The sequence below is a fragment of the Streptomyces sp. CA-249302 genome (genome assembly GCF_050936785.1).
Lineage (GTDB): Bacteria > Actinomycetota > Actinomycetes > Streptomycetales > Streptomycetaceae > Streptomyces.
Genome location: NZ_JBNJMG010000001.1, coordinates 5794191 through 5820137, shown reverse-complemented (window position 1 = coordinate 5820137; position 25947 = coordinate 5794191). Strand labels below are relative to the sequence as shown.

The 25947-nt window shown below is 70.1% G+C and carries 23 protein-coding genes and 2 pseudogenes; 10 read left to right on the top strand and 15 right to left on the bottom strand.

What is annotated here, in order from left to right:
• Window position 1 precedes the first annotated feature (1 nt).
• The 4 genes and pseudogenes from ACQEWB_RS26225 to ACQEWB_RS26210 form a co-directional block, all read right to left on the bottom strand.
• Window positions 2-580, bottom strand: a complete 579-nt coding sequence (locus ACQEWB_RS26225; RefSeq protein ID WP_432835023.1) for a Uma2 family endonuclease — start codon at window positions 578-580, stop codon at window positions 2-4.
• A 50-nt stretch (window positions 581-630) separates the two neighbouring features.
• Window positions 631-1572 (bottom strand): hypothetical protein, encoded by a 942-nt coding sequence (locus ACQEWB_RS26220; protein WP_432835021.1) that lies wholly within the window; start codon window positions 1570-1572, stop codon window positions 631-633.
• A 294-nt stretch (window positions 1573-1866) separates the two neighbouring features.
• On the bottom strand, window positions 1867-2049 hold the full coding sequence (locus ACQEWB_RS26215) for a DUF397 domain-containing protein (protein WP_432835019.1): 183 nt from the start codon (window positions 2047-2049) through the stop codon (window positions 1867-1869).
• A pseudogene (locus tag ACQEWB_RS26210) lies at window positions 2046-2446 on the bottom strand (Scr1 family TA system antitoxin-like transcriptional regulator). The gene ACQEWB_RS26215 and the pseudogene ACQEWB_RS26210 overlap by 4 nt, the downstream one beginning before the upstream one ends.
• Between ACQEWB_RS26210 and ACQEWB_RS26205 the strand changes: the two are divergent.
• Window positions 2400-2624 (top strand): hypothetical protein, encoded by a 225-nt coding sequence (locus ACQEWB_RS26205; RefSeq protein ID WP_432844413.1) that lies wholly within the window; start codon window positions 2400-2402, stop codon window positions 2622-2624. The pseudogene ACQEWB_RS26210 and the gene ACQEWB_RS26205 sit on opposite strands and share 47 nt — an antisense overlap.
• A gap of 53 nt (window positions 2625-2677) precedes the next feature.
• Here ACQEWB_RS26205 and ACQEWB_RS26200 read toward each other — a convergent pair whose 3' ends face one another.
• From ACQEWB_RS26200 to ACQEWB_RS26190, 3 genes are read right to left on the bottom strand one after another with little or no spacing between them, the layout of a single operon-like run.
• Window positions 2678-3337, bottom strand: a complete 660-nt coding sequence (locus ACQEWB_RS26200) for a DUF5063 domain-containing protein (protein WP_432835017.1) — start codon at window positions 3335-3337, stop codon at window positions 2678-2680.
• A complete protein-coding gene (recR, locus tag ACQEWB_RS26195; RefSeq protein ID WP_432835015.1) occupies window positions 3330-3929 on the bottom strand; it encodes a recombination mediator RecR in 600 nt (199 codons plus the stop codon). The genes ACQEWB_RS26200 and recR overlap by 8 nt, the downstream gene beginning before the upstream one ends.
• A 55-nt stretch (window positions 3930-3984) precedes the next feature.
• Window positions 3985-4329, bottom strand: a complete 345-nt coding sequence (locus ACQEWB_RS26190) for a YbaB/EbfC family nucleoid-associated protein (protein WP_432844022.1) — start codon at window positions 4327-4329, stop codon at window positions 3985-3987.
• 331 nt (window positions 4330-4660) lie between these two features.
• On the opposite strand from ACQEWB_RS26190, the gene ACQEWB_RS26185 reads away from it, so the two are divergent.
• Both ACQEWB_RS26185 and ACQEWB_RS26180 read left to right on the top strand, forming a co-directional pair.
• Window positions 4661-5416 (top strand): SLATT domain-containing protein, encoded by a 756-nt coding sequence (locus ACQEWB_RS26185; RefSeq protein ID WP_432835013.1) that lies wholly within the window; start codon window positions 4661-4663, stop codon window positions 5414-5416.
• Between the two features lie 14 nt (window positions 5417-5430).
• Complete coding sequence (locus tag ACQEWB_RS26180) at window positions 5431-6591, top strand: sensor histidine kinase (protein ID WP_432835011.1); 1161 nt, start codon at window positions 5431-5433, stop codon at window positions 6589-6591.
• Between the two features lie 6 nt (window positions 6592-6597).
• Here the strand turns inward: ACQEWB_RS26180 and ACQEWB_RS26175 are convergent, their stop codons facing one another.
• The 5 genes from ACQEWB_RS26175 to ACQEWB_RS26155 form a co-directional block, all read right to left on the bottom strand.
• Window positions 6598-7989, bottom strand: a complete 1392-nt coding sequence (locus ACQEWB_RS26175; RefSeq protein WP_432835009.1) for a M20/M25/M40 family metallo-hydrolase — start codon at window positions 7987-7989, stop codon at window positions 6598-6600.
• A 73-nt stretch (window positions 7990-8062) separates the two neighbouring features.
• Entirely contained in the window at window positions 8063-9610 is a 1548-nt protein-coding gene (locus ACQEWB_RS26170) for a PstS family phosphate ABC transporter substrate-binding protein (protein ID WP_432835006.1), read from the bottom strand.
• Between the two features lie 92 nt (window positions 9611-9702).
• On the bottom strand, window positions 9703-11622 hold the full coding sequence (locus ACQEWB_RS26165; RefSeq protein WP_432835004.1) for a protein kinase domain-containing protein: 1920 nt from the start codon (window positions 11620-11622) through the stop codon (window positions 9703-9705).
• Between the two features lie 86 nt (window positions 11623-11708).
• Complete coding sequence (locus tag ACQEWB_RS26160) at window positions 11709-12167, bottom strand: MarR family winged helix-turn-helix transcriptional regulator (RefSeq protein WP_432835002.1); 459 nt, start codon at window positions 12165-12167, stop codon at window positions 11709-11711.
• Window positions 12164-12769, bottom strand: coding sequence for a type 1 glutamine amidotransferase family protein (locus ACQEWB_RS26155; protein ID WP_432835000.1), 606 nt, complete (start codon window positions 12767-12769; stop codon window positions 12164-12166). Before ACQEWB_RS26155 ends, ACQEWB_RS26160 begins: the two co-directional genes overlap by 4 nt.
• Window positions 12770-12907: 138 nt before the next feature.
• On the opposite strand from ACQEWB_RS26155, the gene ACQEWB_RS26150 reads away from it, so the two are divergent.
• From ACQEWB_RS26150 to ACQEWB_RS26135, 4 genes and pseudogenes are all read left to right on the top strand, one after another.
• Window positions 12908-14263 carry an aspartate aminotransferase family protein gene (locus ACQEWB_RS26150; protein WP_432834998.1) on the top strand — a complete coding sequence of 452 codons (1356 nt, stop codon included), beginning with the start codon at window positions 12908-12910 and terminating at the stop codon, window positions 14261-14263.
• 138 nt (window positions 14264-14401) lie between these two features.
• Window positions 14402-15103, top strand: coding sequence for a GntR family transcriptional regulator (locus ACQEWB_RS26145; protein ID WP_432834996.1), 702 nt, complete (start codon window positions 14402-14404; stop codon window positions 15101-15103).
• A pseudogene (locus ACQEWB_RS26140) lies at window positions 15100-17648 on the top strand (dolichyl-phosphate beta-glucosyltransferase). Before ACQEWB_RS26145 ends, ACQEWB_RS26140 begins: the two are co-directional and overlap by 4 nt.
• 90 nt (window positions 17649-17738) lie before the next feature.
• Window positions 17739-18389, top strand: a complete 651-nt coding sequence (locus ACQEWB_RS26135) for a hypothetical protein (protein ID WP_432834994.1) — start codon at window positions 17739-17741, stop codon at window positions 18387-18389.
• A gap of 9 nt (window positions 18390-18398) precedes the next feature.
• Here ACQEWB_RS26135 and ACQEWB_RS26130 read toward each other — a convergent pair whose 3' ends face one another.
• Window positions 18399-18689 (bottom strand): hypothetical protein, encoded by a 291-nt coding sequence (locus tag ACQEWB_RS26130; protein WP_432834992.1) that lies wholly within the window; start codon window positions 18687-18689, stop codon window positions 18399-18401.
• 153 nt (window positions 18690-18842) lie between these two features.
• Between ACQEWB_RS26130 and ACQEWB_RS26125 the strand changes: the two genes are divergently transcribed.
• From ACQEWB_RS26125 to ACQEWB_RS26115, 3 genes are all read left to right on the top strand, one after another.
• A complete protein-coding gene (locus ACQEWB_RS26125; protein WP_432834990.1) occupies window positions 18843-19697 on the top strand; it encodes an NAD(P)H-binding protein in 855 nt (284 codons plus the stop codon).
• 162 nt (window positions 19698-19859) lie between these two features.
• Window positions 19860-21161: a DUF3500 domain-containing protein gene (locus ACQEWB_RS26120; protein ID WP_432834988.1), complete on the top strand. Its 1302-nt coding sequence runs from the start codon at window positions 19860-19862 to the stop codon at window positions 21159-21161.
• On the top strand, window positions 21158-22549 hold the full coding sequence (locus ACQEWB_RS26115) for a HupE/UreJ family protein (RefSeq protein ID WP_432834986.1): 1392 nt from the start codon (window positions 21158-21160) through the stop codon (window positions 22547-22549). The genes ACQEWB_RS26120 and ACQEWB_RS26115 overlap by 4 nt, the downstream gene beginning before the upstream one ends.
• Before the next feature lie 60 nt (window positions 22550-22609).
• Here ACQEWB_RS26115 and ACQEWB_RS26110 read toward each other — a convergent pair whose 3' ends face one another.
• Both ACQEWB_RS26110 and ACQEWB_RS26105 read right to left on the bottom strand, forming a co-directional pair.
• On the bottom strand, window positions 22610-24430 hold the full coding sequence (locus tag ACQEWB_RS26110; RefSeq protein WP_432834984.1) for a bifunctional metallophosphatase/5'-nucleotidase: 1821 nt from the start codon (window positions 24428-24430) through the stop codon (window positions 22610-22612).
• A gap of 152 nt (window positions 24431-24582) precedes the next feature.
• On the bottom strand, window positions 24583-25866 hold the full coding sequence (locus ACQEWB_RS26105; protein WP_432834982.1) for an adenylosuccinate synthase: 1284 nt from the start codon (window positions 25864-25866) through the stop codon (window positions 24583-24585).
• Window positions 25867-25947 lie beyond the last annotated feature (81 nt).

The window sequence follows — 25947 nt, the reverse complement described above, 5'->3', positions numbered from 1 at the left end:
CTCAGTCCGCGAACTCCTTGAGGGGCTCGGTGTCGAGGGTGATGTTCACGGGTTCGGGAAGCTTCACGGTCGCCCCGAACGGAAGCTTCTCCTCGTGCCGGTAGCGACCGTCCTCAGGTTGGTTGAACACGACGACCGAGCAGTCGTCCCGGTCGATGAGGAGGTAGACGGGGATGCCCGCAGCCGCGTAGCCGTCGGGCTTCTCGACCCGGTCACGCTGATGGGTGTCGGAGTCGTGGGACGTCACCTCCACGGCCATAAGTACGCCTTCCGCGTCGGACCAGTCCCCATGCCCTTTCGCGAACCCGAACGGCGCGAGGACACCGTCGGGACGGGCTCGGCCCTTCCGGTACTCCTCGACCTTCATGCCACGATCGCCGTACAGCCAGAGCTCAGGACGATGCTGCATGCACAGTCTCTGCAACCAGGCGATGATCGTGTCGTGGTTGCCGTCCGTCACGCCTTTGACCTGGACCCTTCCGTTGATGAACTCCAGCCGCACCGTCTCCGGGGCATGGCGTTCAAGCTCCTCGAACTCCTCGACGGACATTTGCGGCTGCTGCTCGGTCCTGGGGGTCATGGCGTCGCCTCCTCGACTCCATGGTGCCCCGACCGGTGCCTCCTGCACGCTCACAACAGCCCCGCCGCGCGGCGAAGGGCGTCCACGCGGTCGGTGACGTCGATGACCTCGTCCGCGCCGGGCGGGGGACCGTCGCCGCCGCGCGGAGTGGGGAGGAACGTGTCGGGAACGGGGTCCTGGTACACGTACACCGGCCCTTCCGCCTCGATCTCCGCCAGACATTCGCCGCACAGCCCGTTCACGATCTCGGTCGTCCGTTCGTCCGCGTCGCACAGCCCGCATGCCATGATCACTCGGGTCACACGGGCCTTTCGGGCGGCCTTCTGCCGGATCTTCGCCTTCTTCGGGGGCATCTTGTTCTCCAGTCGTTTGCGGGCGAGTCCGCCCGGATTACTGACGTCGGGCGGGAGCCCGTCCGTCAGGGCCTTGGTGATGTCCTGGGGCGTGGCGCCTCGGTACAGCCACTCGGCGGCAAGGAATTCGAGCGAGCGGCAGTCGCCGTCGGAAAGCGGCATCCGGGAGTCGACGGCGGGCACCTCGGCGAGGGCCTGGTATGCCTCGCTGGGCTGCTCAGCGGACTCGGCGGGCTCCAGTGCTTCCTCGGCCCGAGCCAGCCCCGGCATGTACTCCTCGGTCACGTCCTTGCCGTGACGGTCCCGCGTGAACTCCGCCCACCACTCCGGTGACCTGGGGGTTCGTGACCAGTACGTACGCGTCACCCACCGCATCGAGTCGTCCTCGACGGTGATGTGCTCCTTGATCCAGCGCAGGTGGCCGGCGACGGCGATACGGCCCATCGAGGTGCGGACCGCCTGCTGGCCGTACATCGGGTGTTCTGCCGCGATCGCCTTGTAGCCCATCGCGTGACCCTCTTCGAGATGGTCCACGAAGACGGCGATCTCGCGGTCACGGGGGCTCAGGTGTGCGAAGTCCGGGTCGGCGTGCGGGTCTTCGTCACCGGCGGGGCGTTTGCCGTAACCCGTTTTGGCCATGGGGTGGGTCGGAGACGGCAGGGCACAGATAGGCTGGGCGTAAGCCACGATCGAAATTCCTCTTCGATCCAGGTCAGGCCCCGGAGCCGGTGTTGGCGCACCGACCGGGGCCGAACTATTTGCTTGTTTGCCGCGAACCTAGAGCGATCTCGCGCTCCGAAGCAAGCCGATCACCCAACGTCACCCTTTCGGATTACGACGCCTCAACTCACGTACAGACATGGTTGGTTGGGTGGGATTTCAACCAACCCAGAACCCAGAAAACCCGGTTTGGAAGAGCTCGAAGCCCGAGGCTCAAGCTGCGGGCTGAACTGCGGAGATGAGCGCATTCCAGGCGGAGGCCGTGACGTGGAGCTCGGGGCTCGCGGGGAGCTTGGAGTCACGAACGTGGATGGCGGTGGCGAACGCGACTTCGACGCAGGCGCCGCCTTCGCTGTCGCTGTAGCTCGACTTGCACCACTCCAGCTGGTCGCTCACGGCTGATCCACCATCCGTTCGATGAAGCGGGCCGACTCGTCCGGGTCGAGAGCCCGCGTGCGGATCATGCCAAGCCGCTCGGTCACACGGCTGACAACCCCCGGATCCGCCGAAAGCTCGCTGACGAACGAGCCTTCCGCGAAGGCGAATCGCTCGTGGTCACGGGTCTCCAGCAGCACCATGGGTCCCATGAGCGCAGCAGGAATGGCACGTTCGAATCCGTGAGGATGGCCTGTCGCTCCATTCGCGCCGCGACCCTCTCCTCCACCGTCTCGTCGTCCAGCGGCGGAATGCGGTTGTCGATGAGTGCCCGCGCGTAGCCCCTCGTCTGCAACAGGCCAGGGATGTAGGTGACTTCGTACCACCAGATACTGGTGGCGTCCCTCTCCCGGTTCATGAACTCCTTCGCGGCGCTCAACATCCCCTTCGCATCGCAGAGTTCGTCCGCGATGTCGAGGACACGGGAGGTGTGCGCGACCGCACCGTCGCCCGTGAGCGCCTGCCGGACCGACCCGGCCGCAGCGATCGATCGCTCCCCGGACGCCTTCGACTCCCCCGGCCTCATACGGCCATGATGACGCCCGGTACCGACAACCGTCAGGAAACCGACCTCACTTGCCCCCGGCCACTACCCCTGCTGCAACCCCAGCGGCCCCGCGATCTCCTCCTGCATGACCCGTCCCGCCTCGAACTCCAGCGTCTCGTCCCCCATGCCCGGCTGGTCCGTGTCCAGGCCGTCCAGTTCCTCCAGGGGCTGGTTCAGGCGGACGTGGATCAGGACCGACTGGAGGGCTCGGAGGGCGGCGGACGCCGTGGGGCCCCAGTTGGAGAAGTAGGAGAACTGCCACCACCACAGGGCCTCCGTGGTACGGCCCGCGCGGTAGTGGGCCATGCCGTGGCGGAGGTCGGTGATGATGTCCGAGAGGTCGTCGGAGAGGCGGGCCGGGACCGGGGCCTTGCGGGGCTCGTAGGGGTCGAAGACCTCGGAGTAGACGTCTACCGGGTCGAGGAGGCGAGCCAGGTTCTCGCGGAGTTCGTCCACGTCGGCGTCCGGGCCCGTGTCGGGCTCGTAGCGCTCATCGGGGACGATGTCCTCGTGCGCGCCCAGGCGGCCGCCGGCGAGAAGCAGCTGGGAGACCTCCAGGAGGAGGAAGGGGACCGCCGAGTCGGGCTCGTCTCCCTTGGCCACCTCGGCGACGGCCACCAGGAAGCTCTCTACCTGGTCCGCGATCTGGACCGCGAAGTCGTCCGGGTCCTGGCTCGTGGCATGCAGCGTGGCGTCAGACATCTAGGAGTCGTCTCCCCTCGAAGGCGCGACCGAGGGTCACCTCGTCCGCGTATTCCAGGTCGCCACCCACCGGGAGGCCGCTGGCCAGGCGGGTGACCTTGAGGCCCATGGGCTTGATCATGCGGGCGAGATAGGTGGCGGTGGCCTCGCCCTCCAGATTCGGGTCCGTGGCCAGGATCAGCTCCGTGACCGTACCGTCGGCCAACCGCGCGAGAAGTTCTCGTATACGCAGGTCGTCCGGTCCGACACCCTCGATCGGGCTGATCGCGCCGCCCAGCACGTGGTAGCGGCCGCGGAACTCGCGGGTCCGCTCGATCGCCACCACGTCCTTCGGTTCTTCCACCACACAGATGACGGTGGCGTCGCGGCGGCTGTCGCGGCAGATGTTGCACAGCTCTTCCTGCGCCACGTTGCCGCAGGTCGCGCAGAAGCGGACCTTCGCCTTGACCTCCATCAGGGCCTGCGCGAGCCGCCGTACGTCGGTCGGCTCCGCCTGGAGGATGTGGAAGGCGATGCGCTGGGCGCTCTTGGGACCGACGCCGGGCAGCCGCCCCAGTTCGTCGATGAGGTCCTGCACCACGCCTTCGTACAACGGACTGCCCTTTCTGGAGTCTTGCAGTACGTACGGTAGTTGGCTCCGGGGCCGATTAGAAAGGCAGGCCGGGAATGCCGCTGCCGCCGCCCAGGCCCTGGGCCAGCGGGCCGAGCTTCTGCTGCTGGAGGTTCTGGGCGTTCTCGTTGGCCGCCTGGACCGCCGCGACGATCAGGTCGGCGAGGGTCTCGGTGTCCTCGGGGTCGACCGCCTTCGGGTCGATCTTCAGTGCGCGCAGTTCTCCGGAACCGGTGACGGTGGCCTTCACCAGGCCTCCGCCGGCCTGCCCGTCGACCTCGGTCCGTGCCAGTTCCTCCTGCGCCTTCTGCAGGTCCTGCTGCATCTTCTGGGCCTGCTGGAGCAGCTGCTGCATGTTGGGCTGGCCACCACCGGGAATCACGATCAGCTCCTGGTTTCGTCGTCTCATCAGTCGTGCACCGGCCGTGCGTCGGTCGTGCATCGCTCGTGTTCGTCCGTTGTGGACGAGCCTACGTGGTCCGCGCAGCCATCGCCCCAGCACTCTTTCGAGTGAGATGCTGCCGAGTCCTATACCTGATCAAGACCCACTTCCGGGCGGAAAAGAGGTGAAACCCGGGGCTTCGCCACCCATTGGGCGGTAGGAAGGGTCGCGGCGCATGAGCAGACGCACGGTCATCAGCAGTCGCTCCACGCGTCACGCTGTCACGCAACGTGATCGGTCGGATCAGGTCTGGATCAGTAGGGAGTGCCGGGTGGGTCAGCCGGAGATGCAGCCCGAGGGTCCGCCTCAGGACGGGCGGGGCGACGGTGCGGCCGGGCTGCGGCCGGGCGATCTGATCGGGCGGACGTTTCCGCTCGGGGACTGGGGCGAGCCGGCCCTGCGGCTGCACGAGCTGTACCGCTGGGCGGAGCGCGGGGCGCTGGAGACGGCGGCCTGGTATCTCGCCGACCGGGTGTGGAAGCGGCGGGGCGCACGGGTGCTGCGCGGCGGGGCCGCGGCGGGGGCGGTGGTCGGGGCCGCGCTGCCGCTGCTGGATCTGACCGGGGCGGTCGGCGGGGTGGCCGCCTGGGGGTACCTGGCGCTGCTGCTCGCGGTGGCGTGCGTGGCCGTGGACCGGTTCTTCGGGGTCACGTCCGGCTGGATAAGGGATGTGGCCACGGCACAGGCGGTGCAGCGGCGGCTTCAGGTGCTTCAGTTCGACTGGGCCTCGGAGAGCGTGCGGGAGGTGCTCGGACCGACGGACGGGACGGCCGGGGAGGCCGCGGAGCGGTGTCTGGCGGTGCTGCGGAGGTTCTCGGAGGACGTGACCGAGCTGGTGCGTACGGAGACGGCGGACTGGATGGTGGAGTTCCGGACCGGGAACGCGCCGATGGGGATCCAGTCGGCGGGGGCCGGGCACGTCGGGCGGCAGGAGGGTGGGGGCGGGCATGGGCGGTTCCCGTTGCCGCCGGGGACGAACAATGCGCGGCCGAACATGCCGCGGCAACGGCCGCCTGAGCCCAGGTAGGCGACAATGCCGACGTGAGTGAGAGGGGTCTGGGGAGTTTTCGGCGGTACACCTGGTGGGCTGTGCCCGGCACCGTCGTGTGCGTGATGGTGCTCGCTTACGGGAGCTGGGCTCTCGATGGTGATGTGCCGCTGTGGGCTCGGGTGCCGGTCGTGCCCGCCGTCGGCTTGCAGGCCGTCGCGAGCGTCGTGCTCCTGAGTGAGGGGCTTGCCGAAGAACGGCGGCGGCCCTCGACCGGCTGGCTGGTCCTCGCCGTCGCCGCCTCCCTCGTCCTCGCCGTCTTCCCGCTCGCCCGGCACAACTACGGGCTGTGGGCCGTCGCCCCGGCCGTCACCGTCGCCATCGGAGCGAGCCTCCTCTCGCCCCGCCCCCGCAGCGCGCTCGTCGCCGGTGCCGTGGTCCTCGCGCTCGTGCCCGGCGGCGCCGTCAGTCTCGCCGCCGGTGACGGGGACACGGCCTACGCCGTCCTCTTCCCGGCGGGGCTCGTCGCCTTCACCGTCTGGACCGTGCTCGGGCCGCTGTGGGCCTGGCGGATCGCGGGGCGGCTGGACAGGGCGCGGCTGCTGGAGGCGGAGCTGGCGGTCAAGGACGAGCGGCTGCGGTTCGCCTCCGATCTGCACGACATCCAGGGGCACCATCTCCAAGTGATCGCACTCAAGGCGGAGTTGGCGTCCCGGCTGACCGAGACGGACCCGGCACGCGCCGCGGCCGAGATGCAGGAGGTACGGCAGCTGTGCGCGGACGCGCTGCGGGACACCCGGGCCGTGGTGAAGGGCATCCGACGTACGACCCTCGACGACGAGGTCGCGGGTGCCGCGAAGGTGCTGGCCGCAGTCGGCATCGACGCCCGGCTGGACTTCGAACCGGCCGCGGAGGCGGCCCAGTTGGACGACCGGGCGCGCGAACTGCTGGGCCTCGTCGTGCGCGAGGCCACCACCAACGTGCTGCGGCACAGCACGGCCCGCCGCGCCGAGCTCGACTACCGCGTCACCGGCGGGCATGTCCGGCTGCGGATCAGCAACGACGGGGCCCGGGCGGCCACCGGTGACGGCGACAGCACGGGGCTGCGCGGGCTGGCCGACCGACTGCGCGCGGCGGGCGGGGAGTTGACGTGGGAACGGGTCGACGGAGGCCGGTTCCAGGTGACGGCGGCACTACCGGTGCAGAAGTCCTAGGGGGACCTACGACTGCGGGTCCGGGAAGGCCACCGGGCTGCGCAGGCCCTTCGCGTCGACCGCCCGCACCCCGAAGAAGACGTTGTCCTTCGAGAGGTCGACCTCGTACGTCGTCACGTCACCGACCGGGATGACATGCGTCCACTCCGGTGCCGTCGTCTCGCGCCACACGATCTCGTAGCCCGCGAGGTCGGGTTCGCCGCCCCGAGTCCACACCAGGGTCGTGGAGTTGGTGAGCGCGGCGGTCAGGATCTTCGCACCCTTCGGCGTCCCCGGCGCCTGCGCCAGCGTCCACAGCGCGGCCGCGTTGACCTTCGCGACCCGCGTGACGAAGCCGAAGTCGCAGAACTCCGGCAGGTCGCCGTACTGCTTGCCGTTCTCGTCGACGCGGACGTTCTGGTGCTGGTGGGCGAAGTCCTCGGCCGGTTCGGTGAAGCGGGCGGCCGGGTAGGCGCGTTCAAGGAAGGGGATGTGGTCGCCGCCGCGGAGGTAGCGGTCGCGCCGGTAGATCACGCGGACGTTCATGCCGGTCGCGTCGTTGTCGGCGACGTCCCTGACGAAGCGGGCGAGTTGGCGGGTCGCGGAGTCGTTCTCGCCGCCGACCGACTTGCGGACAGCGGCCTGCGCCGGGGTCTCCGAGGAGGGGACGCCCTCCGCGAACAGACGGATGGTGTACGGGTCCTTCGTGCCGTCGTCGGCGGTCGGACTGCCCACGATGTCGTTGGTGAACATGCCCTGGACGTCGGTGCCGGCCGCCTTCAACTGCTGGGCCAGGTACGTCGATCCGTACAGCCCCTGCTCCTCGCCGGCCACCGCCGCGAACACGATCGTCGCGGCCGGCCGGCGCTTCGCCATCACCCGGGCCAGCTCCAGGACCACAGCCACCCCGGACGCGTCGTCGTCCGCGCCCGGCGCGTCGGAGGTGGCGTCCATGACGTCGGTGACCCGGGAGTCGTAGTGCCCGGAGACGACGTACACGCGCTCGGGCGTCACCGAACCACGCAGGGTCGCCACGACGTTGGTGATCCTCGTGGCGGTGGGGATGCGGGAGGCCGGTTCCTGGACGTACGACTGGAGTTCAGCCGTCATACGGCCGCCGGAGCCGGCGGCGACGGAGCGGAGTTCGGCGAGGAGCCAGTCGCGGGCGGCGCCGATGCCGCGGGCGGGGTCGTCCTGGGCGGAGAGGGTGTGGCGGGTGCCGAAGGAGACGAGCCTGCGGACCGTCGCCTCGATGCGGGCCGGGTCCAACTCCCTGAGCAGGGCGCGGAGTTCACGGGAGGGGGGCTGGGTGGTCGCCGGTGGTCGGCTGCCCTGCGGGGCGGCTTCCGCCGTACCCCCCGTCGCCAGTGCGGCCGCGCCCGCCGCTGCCGTCAGGACCGTTCTCCTGGTGGGACGCATGTGTCCTCCGTGGCTGCCGATGCCTGGGCCTCCCACATCGTCATGCACACGCCACGACACGGCAAGGGGCCCTTCAGTCCCCCGCGCACAACCCCGAGGCCACCGTCGCCGAGCAGGGCAGATGGCCGCCCGCGCGGATGACGTTCTCGCTGACGCCCTCGCCGAGGTAGGCGAGGAACGCGGAGGCCAGGGAGCCGGCGGGGGCGCGGCCGTAGGTGTAGGCGTACTCCACACCGCGGTACGGGTAGTCGCTGCGGCCGTACTCGATGTCTTCCACGGAAGGGGCCGCGCCGTCGAGCGGGACCGTGCGCAGGCCGCGGTGTCCGGAGGCCAGGGTGAGCTCGGAGTAGCCGATGGCGCCGGGGAGTTGGGCGACCTTGCTCAACACATCCTCGGTGGCGTCGAGTTCGCAGCGCATGACCGGCGCGGAGGCGTCGTCCTTGTGCACGCAGTCCAGCGAGGTGCTGGCCACCCGCTCCCAGCTGACCAGCACCCGGCGCTGGAAGATCTGCCGGGTCCCGGAGTCGGCGTTCCGGCTGACCAGCACGATCGGGAGGTCGGGGAGGGAGGGGTCGAGCTGCTTCCAGCGGGTGACCTCGCCCCGGTAGATACGGCGTACGTCGGTCAGCGACAGGCCGGTCGGAGGCAGCTGGATGTCGTCGTTGACGACGAGGGTGAAGACGGAGAGCGCGACGCGCTGACCGACCAGTGCGCTCGACCCGCCGATCGCGGGGCCGTCGGAGAAGGCGATGAGATCGCGGGCGCCGTTCTTCGACTCGCCGCCGAGGGCGGTGAGTTCGTTGACGCCGGCCGAACTGCCGTGGGCGTCCACCGTGATGTGGGCGTCCGGGCACTTCTTCTCGTACTGCTTCGCGAGCTCCTCCACCACCGGCTTGAACGCGGTCGAGCCGGTGACGCGCAGGCTGCCGGTCTCGCAGCCGATCGGGGGCGGGTTGTCGTCGCGGGCCACGACGATGGTGGCGAGGGCCAGGACGCTGAGGGTGAGCGTGATGGTGATCAGGCGCGCGGCCCGGCTGAACAGCGGCGGCTTCTCGTCCGGGGTCGCACTGCGGTTGGGGTGCACCTCGCCCTCGCGGATGCCGCCGATCAGCCGTATCGGACTGCCCACGTCGCCGCCGGACAGCAGCACCAGCAGCTTGAAGTGGTCGCCGTGGTTGAGCGGGACGCGCGGGATGCGGAGGGTGTTGCCGTCGTAGCCGAAGCCCCGGGACGGGGTGAAGTGGTCCATCAGGTGGTCGGTGTCGGAGGGCTGGGTGACCGAGACACCGCGGATGGTGCGGTCGGTGAACACCACGGTCAGGCCGTGGACTTCGGGGCTGGTGTAGTCGTCGCGGTCGATGCCCTGCGAGCCGTCGTTCTCGATGCGGAGCAGCACGAGGGTGGCGTCGGACATCTCGGGCGTCTCGTCGAACAGACCCAGTCGTACGTTGGCTCTGCCCAACCGGACGTCGTCGCCTATCGGGTTGTCCATCTGGACGCGGTAGCCCACGCGCTTGCGGCGCGGCACCCGGCGCTCGTACCAGACCATGATCCCGGACGCGACGATGCCGAGGAAGGCGGTGCCGACGGCGACGACGTTCTCTGCGCTGAACCACTGCACTGTGGGTGCCCCCGCAACTCCCCGGAGCGGAACAAGGCAGTCACCGTACGGCTGTGCGAGAGCAACAGCCTTATGTGCAGGGGTACTTGGGGTTACTGTCGGGTGTACTCCAGCTTCTCGCCGTTGCTGGTGTTGACCCGCTGGAGGCTGCCGTCGGGGAGCAGGCTGATCTCGGTGGGGTCGCCGGGTTTGCAGTAGCCCGCGTCGCCGCTCCGCACGGCCGACGGGCCGATCTCCAGCGGGCCGGCGGCGCCCGGGTCCTGGGTGAGGACGGCCTGGAAGACGCAGTGGTAACTGCCGCTGCTGGTCGGCCCGTCGGCGACCATCGACAGCACCGTGTCGCCCACCTCGCCCTGCTGGATGGTGAGTTGGCGGGTGTTCTCGCCGTCCTTGTTGGTGATGGTGGCGGTCCAGGTGCCCAGGTAGCCGGTCGGGATCGCGCCGTCCGAGGGCGCGGAGGTGGTCGGCGAGGCGCTGGTGGGGGACGGCTGCGGGGTGGTCGGGCCGGGTGACCGGGAACCGGTGACGGTCGGAGTGGGGCTGCCGTTCTTGGCGTCGGAGTCGCCGTCCCCGCCACGGTTCATGAGCGCGTAGACCGAGCCGCCGGCGCCGAGCGCGACGACCAGGGCGACGAGGACGAGGGTCGCGGTGGAACGGCCGCTTCTGCGCGGCGGCTCCTGCGGGGTGAGCGGGGGCCCGCCGAAGGGCGGCGGGGTGGCGCCGGGGTATGTGGGGCCGTAGGGCGGGGTGGAGCCGAGGGCACCGTGGGGGCCGGGGTGCTGGGGGTAGCCGTAGGCGCCGGGCTGCTGCTGTTGCGGGTAGCCGTACGCGGGCTGTTGGGGATGCTGTGGCGGGTAGCCGTAGGCCGGGTGGCCGGACGGGGGTGTCTGGTCGTGCGAGGGCGAGGGTGAGGTCGAAGGTGGCGGCGCCTGCGCTGCACCCGCCCCGCCGACCGCCGTCGGCAGATGGTTCAGCGGCGCCTCGCCGCCCGGCTGTCCCACCGGCGGCGGACCGGCCGGCGTACCCGCGGACGCGTGCTCCGGCGAAGCCTCCGCCTCCCCCGGCTTGCCCAGGGGTACCTCACCGGTCCGCTCCGGGTTCTCGGTGTCCAGCAACTGCACCGCGTGCCGCCCGAGTTGGGCGACCAGCGCGCTCGGCAGCCACGGGTCCCGGGACCGCCCGCCCAGCACCGTGTCCTCGGCGCCGGTCCGCTCCAGTACCTGGTCCAGCGTCGGCCGGGCCGCCGGGTCCTTCTTCAGGCAGTCCCGTACGAGGTCGGCGATGCCCTCGGGCACCCCCTCCAGGTCGGGTTCCTCCTGGGCGATCCGGAACATCAGCGCGTGCACACCGCTGTTGGCGGTGCCGAAGGGGAGGGCGCCGGTGGCGGCATAGGCGAGCACCGACCCCAGGCAGAAGACGTCGCACGCCGTGGTGATCCGGTCCCCGCGCACCTGCTCGGGCGCCATGAAGCCGGGCGACCCGACGAGCGCACCGGTCCGCGTGAGCCCCCCGTCCGTCACGGTCTCCAGCGCCCGCGCGATCCCGAAGTCGATGACGCGAGGCCCGTCGATCGTCACCAGCACGTTGGAGGGCTTCAGATCCCGGTGGATGATCCCGGCGGCGTGAATGTCCGTCAGCGCGTGCGCGAGCCCGGCGGCGAGAATACGGACCGAGCGCTCGGGCAGCGCCCCGTGGTCGTGCCCGACGACCTGCTGGAGGCTCGGCCCGGCGACGTACCCGGTGGCGACCCACGGCACCGCGGCCTCGGTGTCGGCGTCGAGGACGGGGGCCGTCCAGTGCCCGCCGACCTGCCGGGCGGCCTGCACCTCCTGCCGGAACCGCGCCCTGAACTCCTCCTGCGCGGCGAGCTCCTGCCGCACCAGTTTCACGGCGACGGTACGGCCGCGCTCCGACCGGGCGAGGTAGACGTACCCCATCCCGCCGGCCCCGAGCCGCGCCAACAGCCGGTACGCCCCGATCCGCTGCGGATCACCGGCCCCGAGCTTCTCCATCGCAGACCCCCCGAAATCCCCCGATACGCCCCTGTGCGACAGCCCAACGATAGTGCGGGCGCACGGGGAGCGGCGGGGAGCGGTGTCTACGGTTCCGTAACAGGCGTTCCGACCTGGTCCAGCACCTTGGACAGCCGTTCCAGTACCTGTACGGCGACGACGAGCTCGTCGTCCCCGAAGGCCTCGGCGAGCCGGTCGGCGAAGGTGGCGTGCCCGGGGTTGATGCGCCGGACGGCGGCCCGCCCTTCCTCGGTGGGCGCGAGGAGCTTGGCGCGGCGGTGGGCGGGGTTGTCGCGGTACTCGGCGAGCCCGCGCGCGACGAGCAGGTCGGCGATCCGCTGCACGCTCTGCCGCGTGATCCCCATGACCCGCGCGATCCCGGACACGGAGAGCGGCTCCCCGAGCACCGCGCCGAGCACCTGCCACCAGGCGGCGGTGAGACCGGAGGGGTTGGCCAACTCCTCGGCGACGGCGAGGAATTGGCCGTTGAGCCGAAAGACCCCGAGCGCGCTGCGGCTGAGCAGTTCCTGGCGCTCCCGGCTCACCGCGAGCCGGCCTGCTGGAGCACGGCGTAGGCCTCGGGATCCGAGTCGTGGAACAGCCGGTACCAGGCGTCGAGCACCTCCCCCTCGTACACCCCGAGCATCCGGAACACCTCCCGGGCGAAGGCGACGGGTTCGGTGGGCCCGGCGGTGACCAGCCCCCCGTCACTCACGGCATCCGCCTCGACGTACCGCTCACCGCCCTGGTACCCGGTGGCGGCGAGATAGAAGGAGACGGCGCTGGTGTGGTCCCGCCCGTCGAGCAGCCCTTCCCGGGCGAGCCCGGCGGTGGCCCCGCAGATGGCGGCGACGGGCGTCCCGGCATCGAGAAACTCCCGCGCCTTGCGGGCGAAGGGCGCGAGATCGTCGCCCGTGTCCCAGAGATCGGCGCCCGGGAGGATGAACAGGGAGCTGTCCTCGGGGCGCAGCTCGTCGAGCGTGAGGTCGGGGCGGATGCCGAGGCCACCGATGGACCGGACGAGGTCACGGGTATGGCCCACCGTCCGGACCTCATACCCGGCACGGGCGAGATACGCGGTCGCGTGTCCCGTCTCCCAGTCGGCGAGCGTGTCGTACACGGCCAGATGCACGAACTTGGAGTTCATGACAGCATGCTGACACTTAGACAGGATGCTGTCAATATTGCCCGTGACCCCGCTGTCGACAACCTGTCGCGGAAACCCCCCGACCGCAGACAGGACGCCGATATCCCTTCCGTATCGCGGACATTTACGCTCGCCCGCATGACCCCTCAGCCAAACCCCGAGGTCGGCGCCGCCGTGAAGGCCGCGGACCGTGCTCATGTGTTCCACTCCTGGTCCGCTCAGGAGCTCATCGACCCGCTCGCCGTCGCCGGCGCAGAGGGGTCGTACTTCTGGGACTACGACGGGAAGCGGTACCTCGACTTCACCAGCGGGCTCGTCTACACCAACATCGGCTACCAGCACCCGAAGGTCGTCGCCGCGATCCAGGAGCAGGCCGCGACCCTGACCACCTTCGCGCCCGCCTTCGCCGTCGAGGCCCGCTCGGAGGCCGCGCGGCTGATCGCCGAGCGGACGCCGGGGGACCTCGACAAGATCTTCTTCACCAATGGTGGGGCGGACGCCATCGAGCACGCGGTGCGGATGGCTCGGCTGCACACCGGGCGGGCCAAGGTGTTGAGCGCGTACCGGTCGTATCACGGCGGTACCCAGCAGGCCATCAACATCACCGGCGATCCCCGCCGTTGGGCCTCCGACTCCGCCGCCGCCGGTGTCGTGCACTTCTGGGCGCCCTTCCTCTACCGCTCCCGTTTCTACGCCGAGACGGAGGAGCAGGAGTGCGCCCGCGCCCTTGAGCACCTGGAGACGACCATCGCCTTCGAGGGGCCCGGGACCGTCGCCGCGATCGTGCTGGAGACGGTGCCGGGGACCGCCGGGATCATGGTTCCGCCGCCCGGATACCTCGCCGGCGTCCGTGAGATCTGCGACAAGTACGGGATCGTCTTCATCCTCGACGAGGTCATGGCCGGGTTCGGGCGGACCGGCGAGTGGTTCGCCGCCGATCTCTTCGACGTCACCCCTGACCTGATCACCTTCGCCAAGGGCGTCAACAGCGGCTACGTGCCGCTCGGCGGCGTCGCCATCTCCGGCGCGATCGCCGAGACCTTCGCCAGGCGGCCCTACCCGGGCGGCCTGACCTACTCCGGCCACCCGCTCGCCTGCGCCGCCGCCGTCGCGACGATCGACGTCATGGCGGAGGAGGGGGTCGTGGACAACGCCAAGCAGCTCGGGGCGGCCGTCGTCGGCCCCGCCCTGCGCGAGCTCGCCGAGCGCCACCCCAGCGTCGGCGAGGTCCGTGGCGTCGGCATGTTCTGGGCGCTGGACCTCGTCAAGAACCGCGAGACCCGCGAGCCGCTCGTGCCGTACAACGCGGCCGGCGAGGCCAACGCCCCGATGGCCGCCTTCGGTGCCGCCGCAAAGAAGCACGGCATCTGGCCCTTCATCAACATGAACCGCACCCATGTGGTGCCGCCGTGCAACGTGTCCGAGGCCGAGCTGAAGGAGGGCCTCGCCGCCCTGGACACGGCCCTCTCCGTGGCGGACGAGTACACGGAGTAACCGCTTGCCGCCGCTCAGCTGCCGCACCGGCCGCCCACAGCTACGCGGGTAAACGCGCGGAACCCGAACGCGTAAGGTGGCGTGCTCGTAGGTAAGGACGTGCACGCCACCCGACCGCTTCGAGGAGAGCCCCCGACGATGCCCGGCAGCAGCGGTAACGGCTCCGTCACCCGCAGCACCCTGCGGCAGCAGATCGCCGACGCGCTTCGCGACGAGGTGCTGGCGGGACGGCTCCAGCCGGGGCAGGAATTCACCGTCAAGGAGATCGCCGAGCAGTACGGCGTCTCCGCCACTCCGGTGCGCGAGGCGCTGGTCGACCTGTCCGCGCAGGGGCTGCTCGACGCCGACCAGCACCGGGGTTTCCACGTCCACGAGTACTCCGTCGCCGACTACCGGGGCATCGTCGAGGCCCGCAGTCTCGTCACCGAGGGCATGTTCCTCGCCCTGGAGGACGACGAGGGCCGCTTCCCGCCGCACGACGAGCCCCGTGCGGTCGCCGCCCTCGCCGGGGTCCGGCGGCGCGGCGAGGAGGCGCAGCGGGCCTCGCTGGCCGGCGACCTCACCGTACTCATCGGCTACGACCTGCGCTTCTGGCACGAACTCGGCGGCCTCTTCGGCAACCCCTACCTCGCCGACTTCCTGCACCGGCTGCGCGTGCAGTCCTGGGTGTGCGCGGTGCAGCATCTGCGCCGGCTCACCGATCTGCGCGGCGCCCTGTGGTCCGACCACACCGATCTGGTCGACGCCCTGTCGCGCCGCGACACCACCACGGCGCGGTCGATCGTCGCCGGGTACAACGCGCACGCCCTGGCCCTGATCGAGCGCCTGGCGGACGGATGAGCACCCTCGACGACGCGCCCCTCACCGGTGCGGCGGGGAGCGCCGGGGCCGTGGACCTGTCGGTCGTCATCCCCGCGTACAACGAGGAAGCGCGGCTCGGTCCGACGCTGGACGCCGTCACCGCCTATCTCGACGGCGACGACGAGGGCCGCTGGGGCGAGTGGGAGGTGATCGTCGCCGACGACGGCTCGACGGACGGCACCGGCGCACTGGTCACCGCCCGCACCGACCCCCGCATCCGCCTCGTCACCGCCGACCGCAACCGCGGCAAGGGCCAGGCCCTGCGCCTCGGCGTAGCCGCCTCCCGAGGCCGCCGCGTACTGATCACGGACGCCGACCTGGCGACCCCGATAGAAGAACTGGCCGAACTTGATAGGGCCCTGAGCACAGCCGCGCCCCATAGGGGCGCGGGGCTGCATGAATCAGCGGCTCCGCCGCGGGGCGCGACCAGCCACAGCGAACCCGCAGCCGAACAACCACCCCCGCAGCCATCGGCTCTCGCGCAATCCCCGGCGCCACCATCGGCGACCGCCAGCACCGAATACGCGAACTCCTCGGCCGCGCCGGGAACTTACTCATACGCCGGACCGCCGTGCCCGGCATCCGGGACACCCAGTGCGGCTTCAAGCTGTTCGACGGCGACCGCGCCCGCGAGGCCTTCGCCGCCTCCCGGCTCAACGGCTGGGGCATCGACGTGGAGGTCCTGCGCCACTTCCACCGCTCCGGCCTGCGGATCGCCGAGGTCCCCGTCCGCTGGTCGCACCAGCCCGGCTCCAAGGTCCGCAACCTCGACTACGTCCGCGTCCTCGCCGAACTGACCCGCCTGCGCGTCCGATCGCTGCGCCCCGCCGACCTCTTCGCCACGCTCCTCTTCCTGCTGATGGCGATGGCCCTGTACTCGGGCCGCCTCTTCGACCCGGCCCACCGCTACCTCCCCGACTCCCTCCAGGACCAGAACCAGTGGGAGTGGTTCTTCGACGTCACCGCCCACAACCTGGTCCACCTCCACAACCCGCTCTTCTCCGACCTCCAGGGCTTCCCCGACGGCGTGAACCTCATGGCCAACACGGTCATGCTCGGCCTGTCCGTGCCGTTCGCCCCGCTCACCCTGTTCGCGGGCCCGGCGGTCTCCCTGAGCATCGCGATGACGCTCGGCATGGCCGTCACCGGCCTCGCCTGGTACTGGCTGATCGTCAAGCGCGTCGTCGCCCGGCGCGTCCCGGCCTTCGTCGGCGCCACCCTGGCCACCTTCGCGCCGCCGATGGTCAGCCACGCCAACGCGCACCCCAACTTCGTGGTCCTGTTCATGATCCCGCTGATCATCGACCGCGCCCTGCGTCTGTGCGAGGGCGAGCGGGTCGTCCGGAACGGGATCGTGCTCGGCCTGATGGCCGCGTACCAGGTCTTCCTCGGCGAGGAGCCCCTCCTCCTGTCGATGATCGGCATGGTGCTGTTCGCGGGCGCCTACGGTGTCGTACGACCGGATGCGGCGAAGGCCGCCTGGCGGCCCCTGCTCAAGGGGCTCGCGATCGGCGCCGCGGTCTGTCTGCCTCTCGTGATCGCCCCGCTGATCTGGCAGTTCGCGGGTCCGCAGAGCTACCAGAGCGTGCTGCACGGCGACAACGCGGGCAACAGCCCCCTCGCCCTGCTCTCCTTCGCCGAGCGCTCCCTGATCGCCGGCAACGAGATCCGGGCCGACTCCCTGTCCCTCAACCCCACCGAGCAGAACGCCTTCTACGGCTGGCCGCTGGTCCTCGTCGCCTTCGCGATCGTCGTACGGCTGTGGGAGGACCGCCTGGTCAAGGCGCTGGCGTTCACCGCGGTGGGCGCGGCCGTGCTCTCCCTCGGGCCGAAGATCCGTATCCCGATGACCGACGACGTCTACCCGGGCCCCTGGGCGCTGCTCGCCAAGGTCCCGCTCTTCGAGTCGGTCATCGAGGGCCGGGTCGCGATGGTCTGCGCGCCCGCGCTGGGCATGCTGCTCGCCCTGGCGCTGCAACGGCTGATGGCGACCAGGAAGCTGGGCACGCAGTACGTCGGCCTGCTCGGCCTCTGTCTCGCGCTGATCCCGCTGATCCCGGCCCCGCTCAGGACGGTCGAGCGGCCGGTGACGCCCGCCTTCTTCACCGACGGGACCTGGAAGTCGTACGTCCGAAGCGGCGAATCCCTGGTCACCGTTCCGCTGCCCGATCCCGGCAACGCGGAGGCCCTGCACTGGCAGCAGCAGGCCGGCCTCGGCTTCAAGCTGCCCGGCGGCTACTTCAACGGCCCCTACGGCCCCGACCGCATCGGCATCTACGGCGCCTCGCCCCGCTACACCTCCAACATGCTGCGTGACGTCCGCTACACCGGCCTGGTCCCCACCATCGGCAAGAACTGGCGGGCGCAGGCGAAGCGGGACTTCGCCTTCTGGAAGGCGGGCGTGCTGGTGGTGGCCCCGCAGCCGCACGACGACGCCCTGCGCAAGGCCGTGACCGAACTGGTGGGCCGCGACGGGAAGTGGGTGGACGGCGTGTGGGTATGGGACCTCCACAAGGGCAGCTGACCCGGTCGAGCGGGGTCCACCGCGGGGCCGTACCGACTACCCTTCCTTGACCACCTTGCTCGCCCCGACCCGCTGTACGAGGAGCCTTCTTTGGCCTGTGACCTGTGGCTGGTACCGCTCGTCGACGTGTTGTGCCACACCCCCGACAATCCCTTCGCCGAGGAACTCGCGCAGTACAACAACGTGCTCACCGCCGCCGGTCTGCCGCCGGTGCCGGTCTACCAGTACATGCCGGGCCTGTCCGGCGAGGTCGCCCCGGTGGCCGGCTTCGACTACGACGCGCTGCACTTCCTGCGCCGCGTGTACCTGCTCCAGGTCTGCGGGCTGCCCATGACGCCCGTCGACGAACTGGGCGGCGACTACGAGCAGTTGCTGGAGATGTTCGAGGCCACGGCCCAGCAGTCCCACCTGGTCTGGCACTACGACCACGCGGGCGCGTACGTCCCGGTGGACTTCCCGCAGCCCCTCTCCAGCGACGAACTGCTCGCCGGCGGCGGCCCCCTGGGCTCCTCCCAGGCCCTGCTGCGCGAGCTCGAGTACGTCGCCCCGTCGATCGGCATCGACCCGGCCAACCCGCCGGCCGCCCCGCAGCCGCCCGTCTCGCCCACCGAGTTGGAGGAACCGGCCGTCCCGGCGCCGTACGATCCCAGCCCCTTCGCCCGCGAACGGCACGTCTGGCTGGGCCTGCACGCGGCCGCGACGCGGAGTCTGGCGCAGGGGTCGATGATCGTCTTCAGCTGAGTACGGGCGTCACCGCAGCTGCGAGAGGCCCTTCTGCAGGTCCTCGGGGTTCATGACCGGCGTCATGTCGATCTCGGCGTCCAGGTCCATGAAGAAGGGCTCGCCGATGGGGGGCATCTGGGAGCTGTCCTTGAGGTCGAAGACCAGGTAACAGGTGCGGACACCGTGGTCGAGGGTGAAGTAGGCGGCCTCGGGCTTGATGTTCTCCATGGCCTCCTGCATCAGCTGGGGCATCTTGCCGGACCGTATGACCTCGTTGGCCTTCTCCGTGTTCAGTGAAGCCTTCAGCAGCACGCGCATGGCACTCACCTTCCCTGATAGACCGATACGCGGCATCTACATGGTATGCCCGACATATTCCGTACTCCTCTCGGAGGACGGCGGGATTCTCCCCTCGCACGACGACCCGTGAGGGCCCCGTGCGCACGCTGGAACCCACGAAGGGAGACGGCGATGACGATCCTGGTGACCGGCGCGACGGGACATGTGGGCGGCGAGCTGGTACGGCAGCTGGCGGCCGCGGGACATCCGGCACGGGCGATGACCCGCCGCCCGTCCGGGGCGCGGCTGCCCGAGGGCGCCCGGGCGGTGTACGGCGACGCGGACGACCCGGCGAGCCTGGACGCGGCCTTCGCGGGCGCCGAGGGCGCCTTCCTGATGTCGGCCCAGGGGGTGGGTACGGCCCCCGGCCCGACGCACGACCTCGCGCTCGCGGAGGCGGCGGCGCGGGCGGGAGTACGGCGGGTGGTGAAGCTGTCGGTGCTGGACGGCGGGGCGGGCTCCGACGTGATCGCCCGCTGGCACTCGGAGGCGGAGGCGGCCGTAACAGCGCGTGCCTGGTCCTGGACGCTCCTGCGCCCGGGCCGGTTCATGTCCAACGCCCTTCAGTGGATCGGCCAGTTGAAGGCGGGCGACTCGGTCTCGATGCCCTTCGCGGACCGCCCGGCGGCGAGCATCGACCCGGCGGACCTGGCGGAGATCGCGGCCCGGGCGCTGACGACCGACGGCCACGCGGGCGCGACCCACGAGCTGAGCGGGCCCCAGTCCCTCACGCCGGTCGAGGAACTCGGGGTCCTCGCGGGCGTGTTGCACCGCGACCTGCGGGCCGTCCCGCTGCCCGCGGAGGCCGCCCGGGCCGGCATGGAGCGGTACGGGTTCCCGGCCGAGGTCGTCGACGCGATCATGCGGCGCACGCTGGAGAGCGACCGGGGCGCGGAGGTCCTGCCGACGGCGCAGAAGCTGCTCGGGCGCCCGGCGCGGACGTTCGCGCAGTGGGCCGGAATTCACGCGCACGCCTTCCTTAAATGAGCCATAGGAATTTCCTGTCAATTCCATATGCGAATTCGCCAAACATAAGCCTGCGGATTGCATTGAGGTGTCAACAAAAGCGTTGGTAATGTCCTCATCAATCGCGCAGGCCAGGCTCAAGTGCCTGTAGCGCGCCCGAAATTCGCCCATAGGGAGCGATTCGTGAGTAAAGAGAGAACCCGCCAGGTCCGCTCGAGGCGGACCCGGCGGACCATCGCCGGAGCCGCCACCGCGCTGGTGCTTGTCGGTGGTGGATTCGCCGTAGCAAACGCATCGACGAGCGGCGGCGGAACGCAGAAGACGGTCGGCACGCAGCGCCCCGTCAACAAGAACGCCAAGGGCGTCGCGGCCGTGGTCAGCGCCGCCAACGCGTTCCTGAACACCCTGGACTCCGACCAGCAGTCGTCGACGCTGGTCGACTTCTCCCAGGCGAACGCGACCGCCTGGTCGAACCTCCCGTGCGCCGGCACCTGCCGCCCCGGCATCGACTTCGGCTCGCTCACCGACGACCAACTGGCCGCCGCCGAGCACCTGTTGAAGCTGGCCCTGGGCAGCGGCAAGAACACCGGCTACGAGCACGTCCTGCAGACCATGAAGGCCGACGACGTCCTCGCGGCGGCGGAGAGCAGCAGCTCCTCCTCGGCCGCCCCGACGGACAGCGCGTCCAGCGAGCCCTCGGCCACCGACTCCGCCACGGCCACCGCCACCGACTCCGCCTCGGCCTCCGCGGACCCGAGCGCGACCTCCACCGACGCCCCGACGGGCACCCCGCCCTCCGGCGGCACGGGCGGCGGCCCCGGAGGCTTCTCGTACGGCAGCGGCTACTACTACCTGGCGTTCCTGGGCACCCCCTCGGCGGACGGCACCTGGCAGCTGCACTTCGGCGGCCACCACCTCGCCGTGAACATCACGTACAAGGACGGCAAGGTCGAGGGCGCGAGCCCGTTCTTCACCGGTGTCGAGCCGACCACCTGGACCGCGGACGACGGCACCACGTACTCCCCGCTGGCCAAGTTCCGCAGCGGCCTGCTGAAGCTGACCGGCAGCCTGAGCACCGAGCAGCTGGCCACGGCCAAGCTGTCCGAGTCCTTCGGCGACGTGCTGCTCGGCCCCGGCAAGGACGGCGACTTCCCGGAGACCAAGGAGGGCATCAAGGTCAGCGAGCTCTCCCCGAAGCAGAAGAAGCTGGTCCTGGCGGCCATCCACCCCTGGGTCGCCGACGTCGACGACGCCACGGCCGCGCAGCTCATGAAGACGTACGCCAAGGAGCTCGACGAGACCTACGTCTCGTACTCCGGCAGCACGGACCTGACCACCCAGGGCGACTACGTCCGGATCGACGGCCCCAGCGTCTGGATCGAGTTCGTCTGCCAGAACGGCGTGGTCTTCCAGGACCAGATCCACTACCACACCGTGTACCGCGACCACACCCGCGACTACGGCAACGAGTTCTCCTTCTCATGACCGGACCGCGAAACTGGCTGACCACAGCGCTGCTACGCCTGGTTGCCGGGATCGCGATCGTGGTACCGGCGACGCTCCTGCTCGGGGCGTCGCCGGCCGCCGCGCATCCGATGCCGCACTCGGTGGTGCAGCTGGACGTGTACCGGACCTCGGTCGCCGCGCGCCTGGAGCTGCCGGTGGGCGAGCTCGCGCGCGCCAGCGGCATCGACCTGACCGAGACCACGGCGGCTCAACTGCCCGCCAGGGCCGAGGCCGTTCGTGCCTACCTCCTCGAACACATCCGCCCGACCACCACCGCCGGCAAGGCCTGGAAGGTGGCCATCGGCGCGCTGAGCCTCAGCCGCACGCAACAGACCTCGACCGGCCCGTACCGCGAGCTGGTCGCGAAGGCGGTGCTGACCCCGCCGGCCGGGGCCGACGTACGCCACTTCACCTTCGACTACGACGGGATCGTGCACCAAGTCGTCACGCACGTCGCCCTGGTGACGGTACGTCAGGACTGGGCCGCCGGCCGGGTCGACGGCAAGGGCACCACGCAGGTCGGCACGATCGCGCTCGACACCCGGCACATGAAGGTCCCGGCCCTGAAGGTCGACCTCGGCGCCGGCAGCGCCTGGCGCGGCTTCGTCGCCATGGTGAAACTGGGCGGCGACCACATCCTCACCGGCACGGACCACCTGCTGTTCCTGCTGATCCTTCTCCTCCCCGCGCCACTGGCCGCCACCGCCGGCCGCTGGAACGGCGTCGTCGGCGCCCGTTCCGCACTCGCCCGCATCGGCCGCGTCACCCTCGCCTTCACCGCCGGCCACTCGGTCGCCCTGGCCGTCACCGCGCTGGGCCGTCTGGGCATCCCTTCCCGGCCGGTGGAGGCGTTCATCGCGGCGAGCATCCTGGTCGGCGCGGTGCACGCGATCCGCCCGCTCTTCCCGGGCCGGGAGGCGATCGTGGCCGGAGTCTTCGGCCTGGGCCACGGCATGGCGTTCTCGTTCGTCCTCGCGGAGATGCACCTGTCCACGGGGCAGTTGGTGACCAGCCTCCTGGGCTTCAACCTGGGCATCGAACTGGTCCAACTCCTGCTGGTCTGCCTGGCGTTGCCGACCCTGCTCGTCCTGGCCCGCCTGCGCGTCCAGCCCTGGCTCCGCCTGACCGGCGCGATCCTCACGGCGACGGCGGCGGTCGGCTGGCTCCTGGACCGCCTGGGCCTGCCCAACCCGGTCGCGCGGGCGGCGGACAGCGCGGGATCCCATACGACACTGATGCTGGCCGCACTGACGGCGACGGCATTGGCGGCGACGGCCTGGACGCTGGCCACCCGCCACCGACCGGGGCCCGAACCGTCGGAGCCTGCGGAGCCGTCCGCCGACCGGAACTCGGCGCTCGTCGGCTGAGGGGAGGGGGCCCGGCGAGAGCCCCCTCCCCCTTTCCTGCTTTCCTGTGAAGCCTTCCGGCTAGAACACCGCCGTCCCGTCCTGCGTCAGCTTCCAGTTGGTCGCCGCGAAGGTCGTCGGGTCGATCGTGCCCTTCGCCGTCGCGTAGGCGATCATCAGGTCGCGGACCTGGTTGGTGGAGCTGTAGGCGGACTCGGCGGCGGCGATGTGCGGGTAGCCGCTGCCGCCGTTGGCGCGGTAGTTGTTGACCGCCACGACGAAGACCTGGTCGTCGGCGACGGCGGCCCCGTTGTAGGTGAGGTTCTTGATCCTGGACCCCTCGGCCGCCGCGATGTCGATGTCGTAGGAGACGCCGGCGGCCGTGTCGTACATGTAGTCCCAGAAGCTGTTGGCGTTGGTGACGGTCGAGGTGTCGACCTTCGTGCCCGACGGCACCTGGTGGTAGTACTTCGCCGCGAACTCCAGGTAGTCCTTGAGCTGGGCGCCGGTGAGCTTCTTGCCGTACAGGGTGTTCTCGTAGATGTAGAGCCCGGCGACGTCGCGGATCGTCACGTCGCCCTTCGGGATGTCGGCGGTGCGGCTGAAGCAGGCGGCGACGGAGATCAGCGGGAGGGCCGCGTCCGCCGTCGACAGTCCGGCCTTCACCGTCTCCATCTGCACCTGGTGGATGAAGTCGATGGCGGGCACGTCCTTCCAGCAAGCCTCCGCCGTCGACATGTCCTCGGTACAGGTGCCGATCGCCGTGTTGACGTACTTGACCACCAACTCGTGGTCGGCGGTGAGGAGTTCGGTGATCCGCGCGTCCTCCGCGACCGTGTTGCTGTTGAGCGTGGTCGCCTTCTTGCTCGTCACCTTCCAGCTGCCGTGCTGGAGTTCGAGCTCGAAGTCGAAGACCGAGAGGCGGTAGCCGTAGCAGTACGGCTCGGAGAGGAGGACGTCCTCGCCGGTCTCCTCGTTCTTCACCGTGTAGGTCGGGACGTCGACGTGCGTGTGCCCGACGAGGATCGCGTCGATGCCGGGCACCTGCTCGGCGACCAGGTTCGACGCGTTCTCCACGTACGGGAGTTCGTCGCCCCACGAGGTCGAGCCGTCGAGGCCGGAGTGGTCGGTGAGGAAGACGACGTCACAGCCGAGGGCGCGCAGCCGGGGGACGTACTTCTTCGCCTGCTCGACCAGCCCCGTGAAGGTCATCTTGCCGGAGACGTTGTCCTTGTCCCACAGCGCGATGCCCGGGTTGGTCAGGCCGAGGATGCCGACCTTGATGTCCGGCGCGCCCGGCACGCGCACGCACTTCACGGTGTACGGCTGGAAGGCGGGCCGGAGGGTCTTCGCGTCCAGCGCGTTGGCACCCAGCAGCGGGAAGTGGCACTGCTGCTCGAACTTGCGCAGCACCTCGATGCCGTAGTTGAACTCGTGGTTGCCGAGCGCGGCGGCGTCGTACCGCATCTCGTTCATGGCGATGGCCATGGGGTGCTTGGGGCCGCGCTTGCCGTCCTTGCCCGTGATGGGGTCGACGTTCGCGTAGTAGTACGCCAGCGAGGTGCCCTGGATGATGTCGCCCGCGTCGACGAGCAGGACCCGGTCCTCGCCCTTCTCCGCGCGCAGGTTCTTGACCAGGGTCGCGATACGGGCGATGCCGTAGGTGTCGCCCTTGGAGCTCACCGGGGCCGCGTTGGTGTAGTAGTCCCAGTTGAAGACGTGGCTGTGCAGGTCGGTGGTGCCCAGGATGGAGAACGACCAGGTCTTCGGCGTCTTCCCGGGCCTGTGCTGCTCGGCGGCCTGCGCGGTACCGGTGCCGACGGCTCCCGCGGCGGCGACGGCCGCCCCGGTGACGGCCGACTTCTTCACGAACTCCCGGCGGTTCAGGGGACTGACAGGCATACGGAACTCCTGGGACTGGAGAAGAACTGGAGACGGACGGGACTACCCGCGTAGATAGTTGCGTCCCGCCAGTTCCGTACGGAACCAGGAGCAAGCCATGGGCCGGTCAAGGATGTCCATGACCGGCCCAACAGCTGCGGGATATAAGGGATTTACAGGAACGAGTTGATCTCGATCGTCTCGTCCCGCCCGGGTCCGACGCCGATGGCGGAGATCGGCGCGCCCGACATCTCCTCCAGCGCCTTCACGTAGTTCTGGGCGTTCTTCGGGAGGTCGGCGAAGGACTTCGCCTTGGTGATGTCCTCGCTCCACCCGGGGAGGTACTCGTAGATCGGCTTCGCGTGGTGGAAGTCGGTCTGGGAGTACGGCAGCTCCTCGACGCGCTCGCCGTCGATCTCGTACGCGACGCAGACCGGGATCTCCTCCCAGCCCGTCAGGACGTCGAGCTTGGTGAGGAAGAAGTCGGTCAGGCCGTTCACGCGGGTGGCGTACCGGGCGATCACCGCGTCGAACCAGCCGCAGCGGCGGTCACGGCCGGTGGTCACGCCCCGCTCGCCGCCGATCCGGCGCAGCGCCTCGCCGTCCGCGTCGAACAGCTCGGTCGGGAACGGGCCCGAGCCGACCCGGGTGGTGTACGCCTTGAGGATGCCGATGACCCGGCTGATCTTCGTCGGACCGACGCCGGCGCCGGTGCAGGCACCGCCCGCGGTGGGGTTCGACGAGGTCACGAACGGATACGTGCCGTGGTCGATGTCCAGCAGCGTGCCCTGACCGCCCTCGAAGAGGACGACCTTGTTCTGCTCCAGGGCGTTGTTGAGCAGCAGGACCGTGTCGGCGACGTACGGCTTGAGCCGGTCCGCGTAGGTCAGCAGCTCGTCCACGACCTGGCCGACCTCGATGGCACGGCGGTTGAAGACCTTGGTGAGGAGCTGGTTCTTGCCGTCCAGCGCCGCCTCGACCTTCTGGGTGAGGATCGACTCGTCGTAGAGGTCCTGGATCCGGATGCCCACGCGGTTGATCTTGTCGGCGTAGGTCGGCCCGATCCCCCGCCCCGTGGTCCCGATCTTCCGCTTCCCGAGGAAGCGTTCCGTCACCTTGTCCACCGTCACGTTGTAAGGCGTGATGACGTGCGCGTTTCCGCTGATGAGGAGCTTGGAGGTGTCGACGCCGCGTTCGTTCAGTCCGTTCAGCTCGGAGAACAGGACCGAGGGATCGATGACAACGCCATTGCCGATGACCGGGGTGCACCCCGGGGAGAGAATTCCGGAAGGGAGCAGGTGCAGTGCGTACTTCTGGTCGCCCACGACGACCGTGTGGCCGGCGTTGTTGCCGCCCTGGTATCGCACTACGTAGTCCACTGAGCCACCGAGCAGGTCGGTCGCCTTTCCCTTGCCTTCGTCACCCCACTGAGCACCGAGCAGCACAAGTGCGGGCACGCGCGTACACCCCTTCCGGGCGGGGCATGTCCAAGGTCAGGGGCGTACGCGGCACGGCATGTGCCTCGTACACCGGCGACC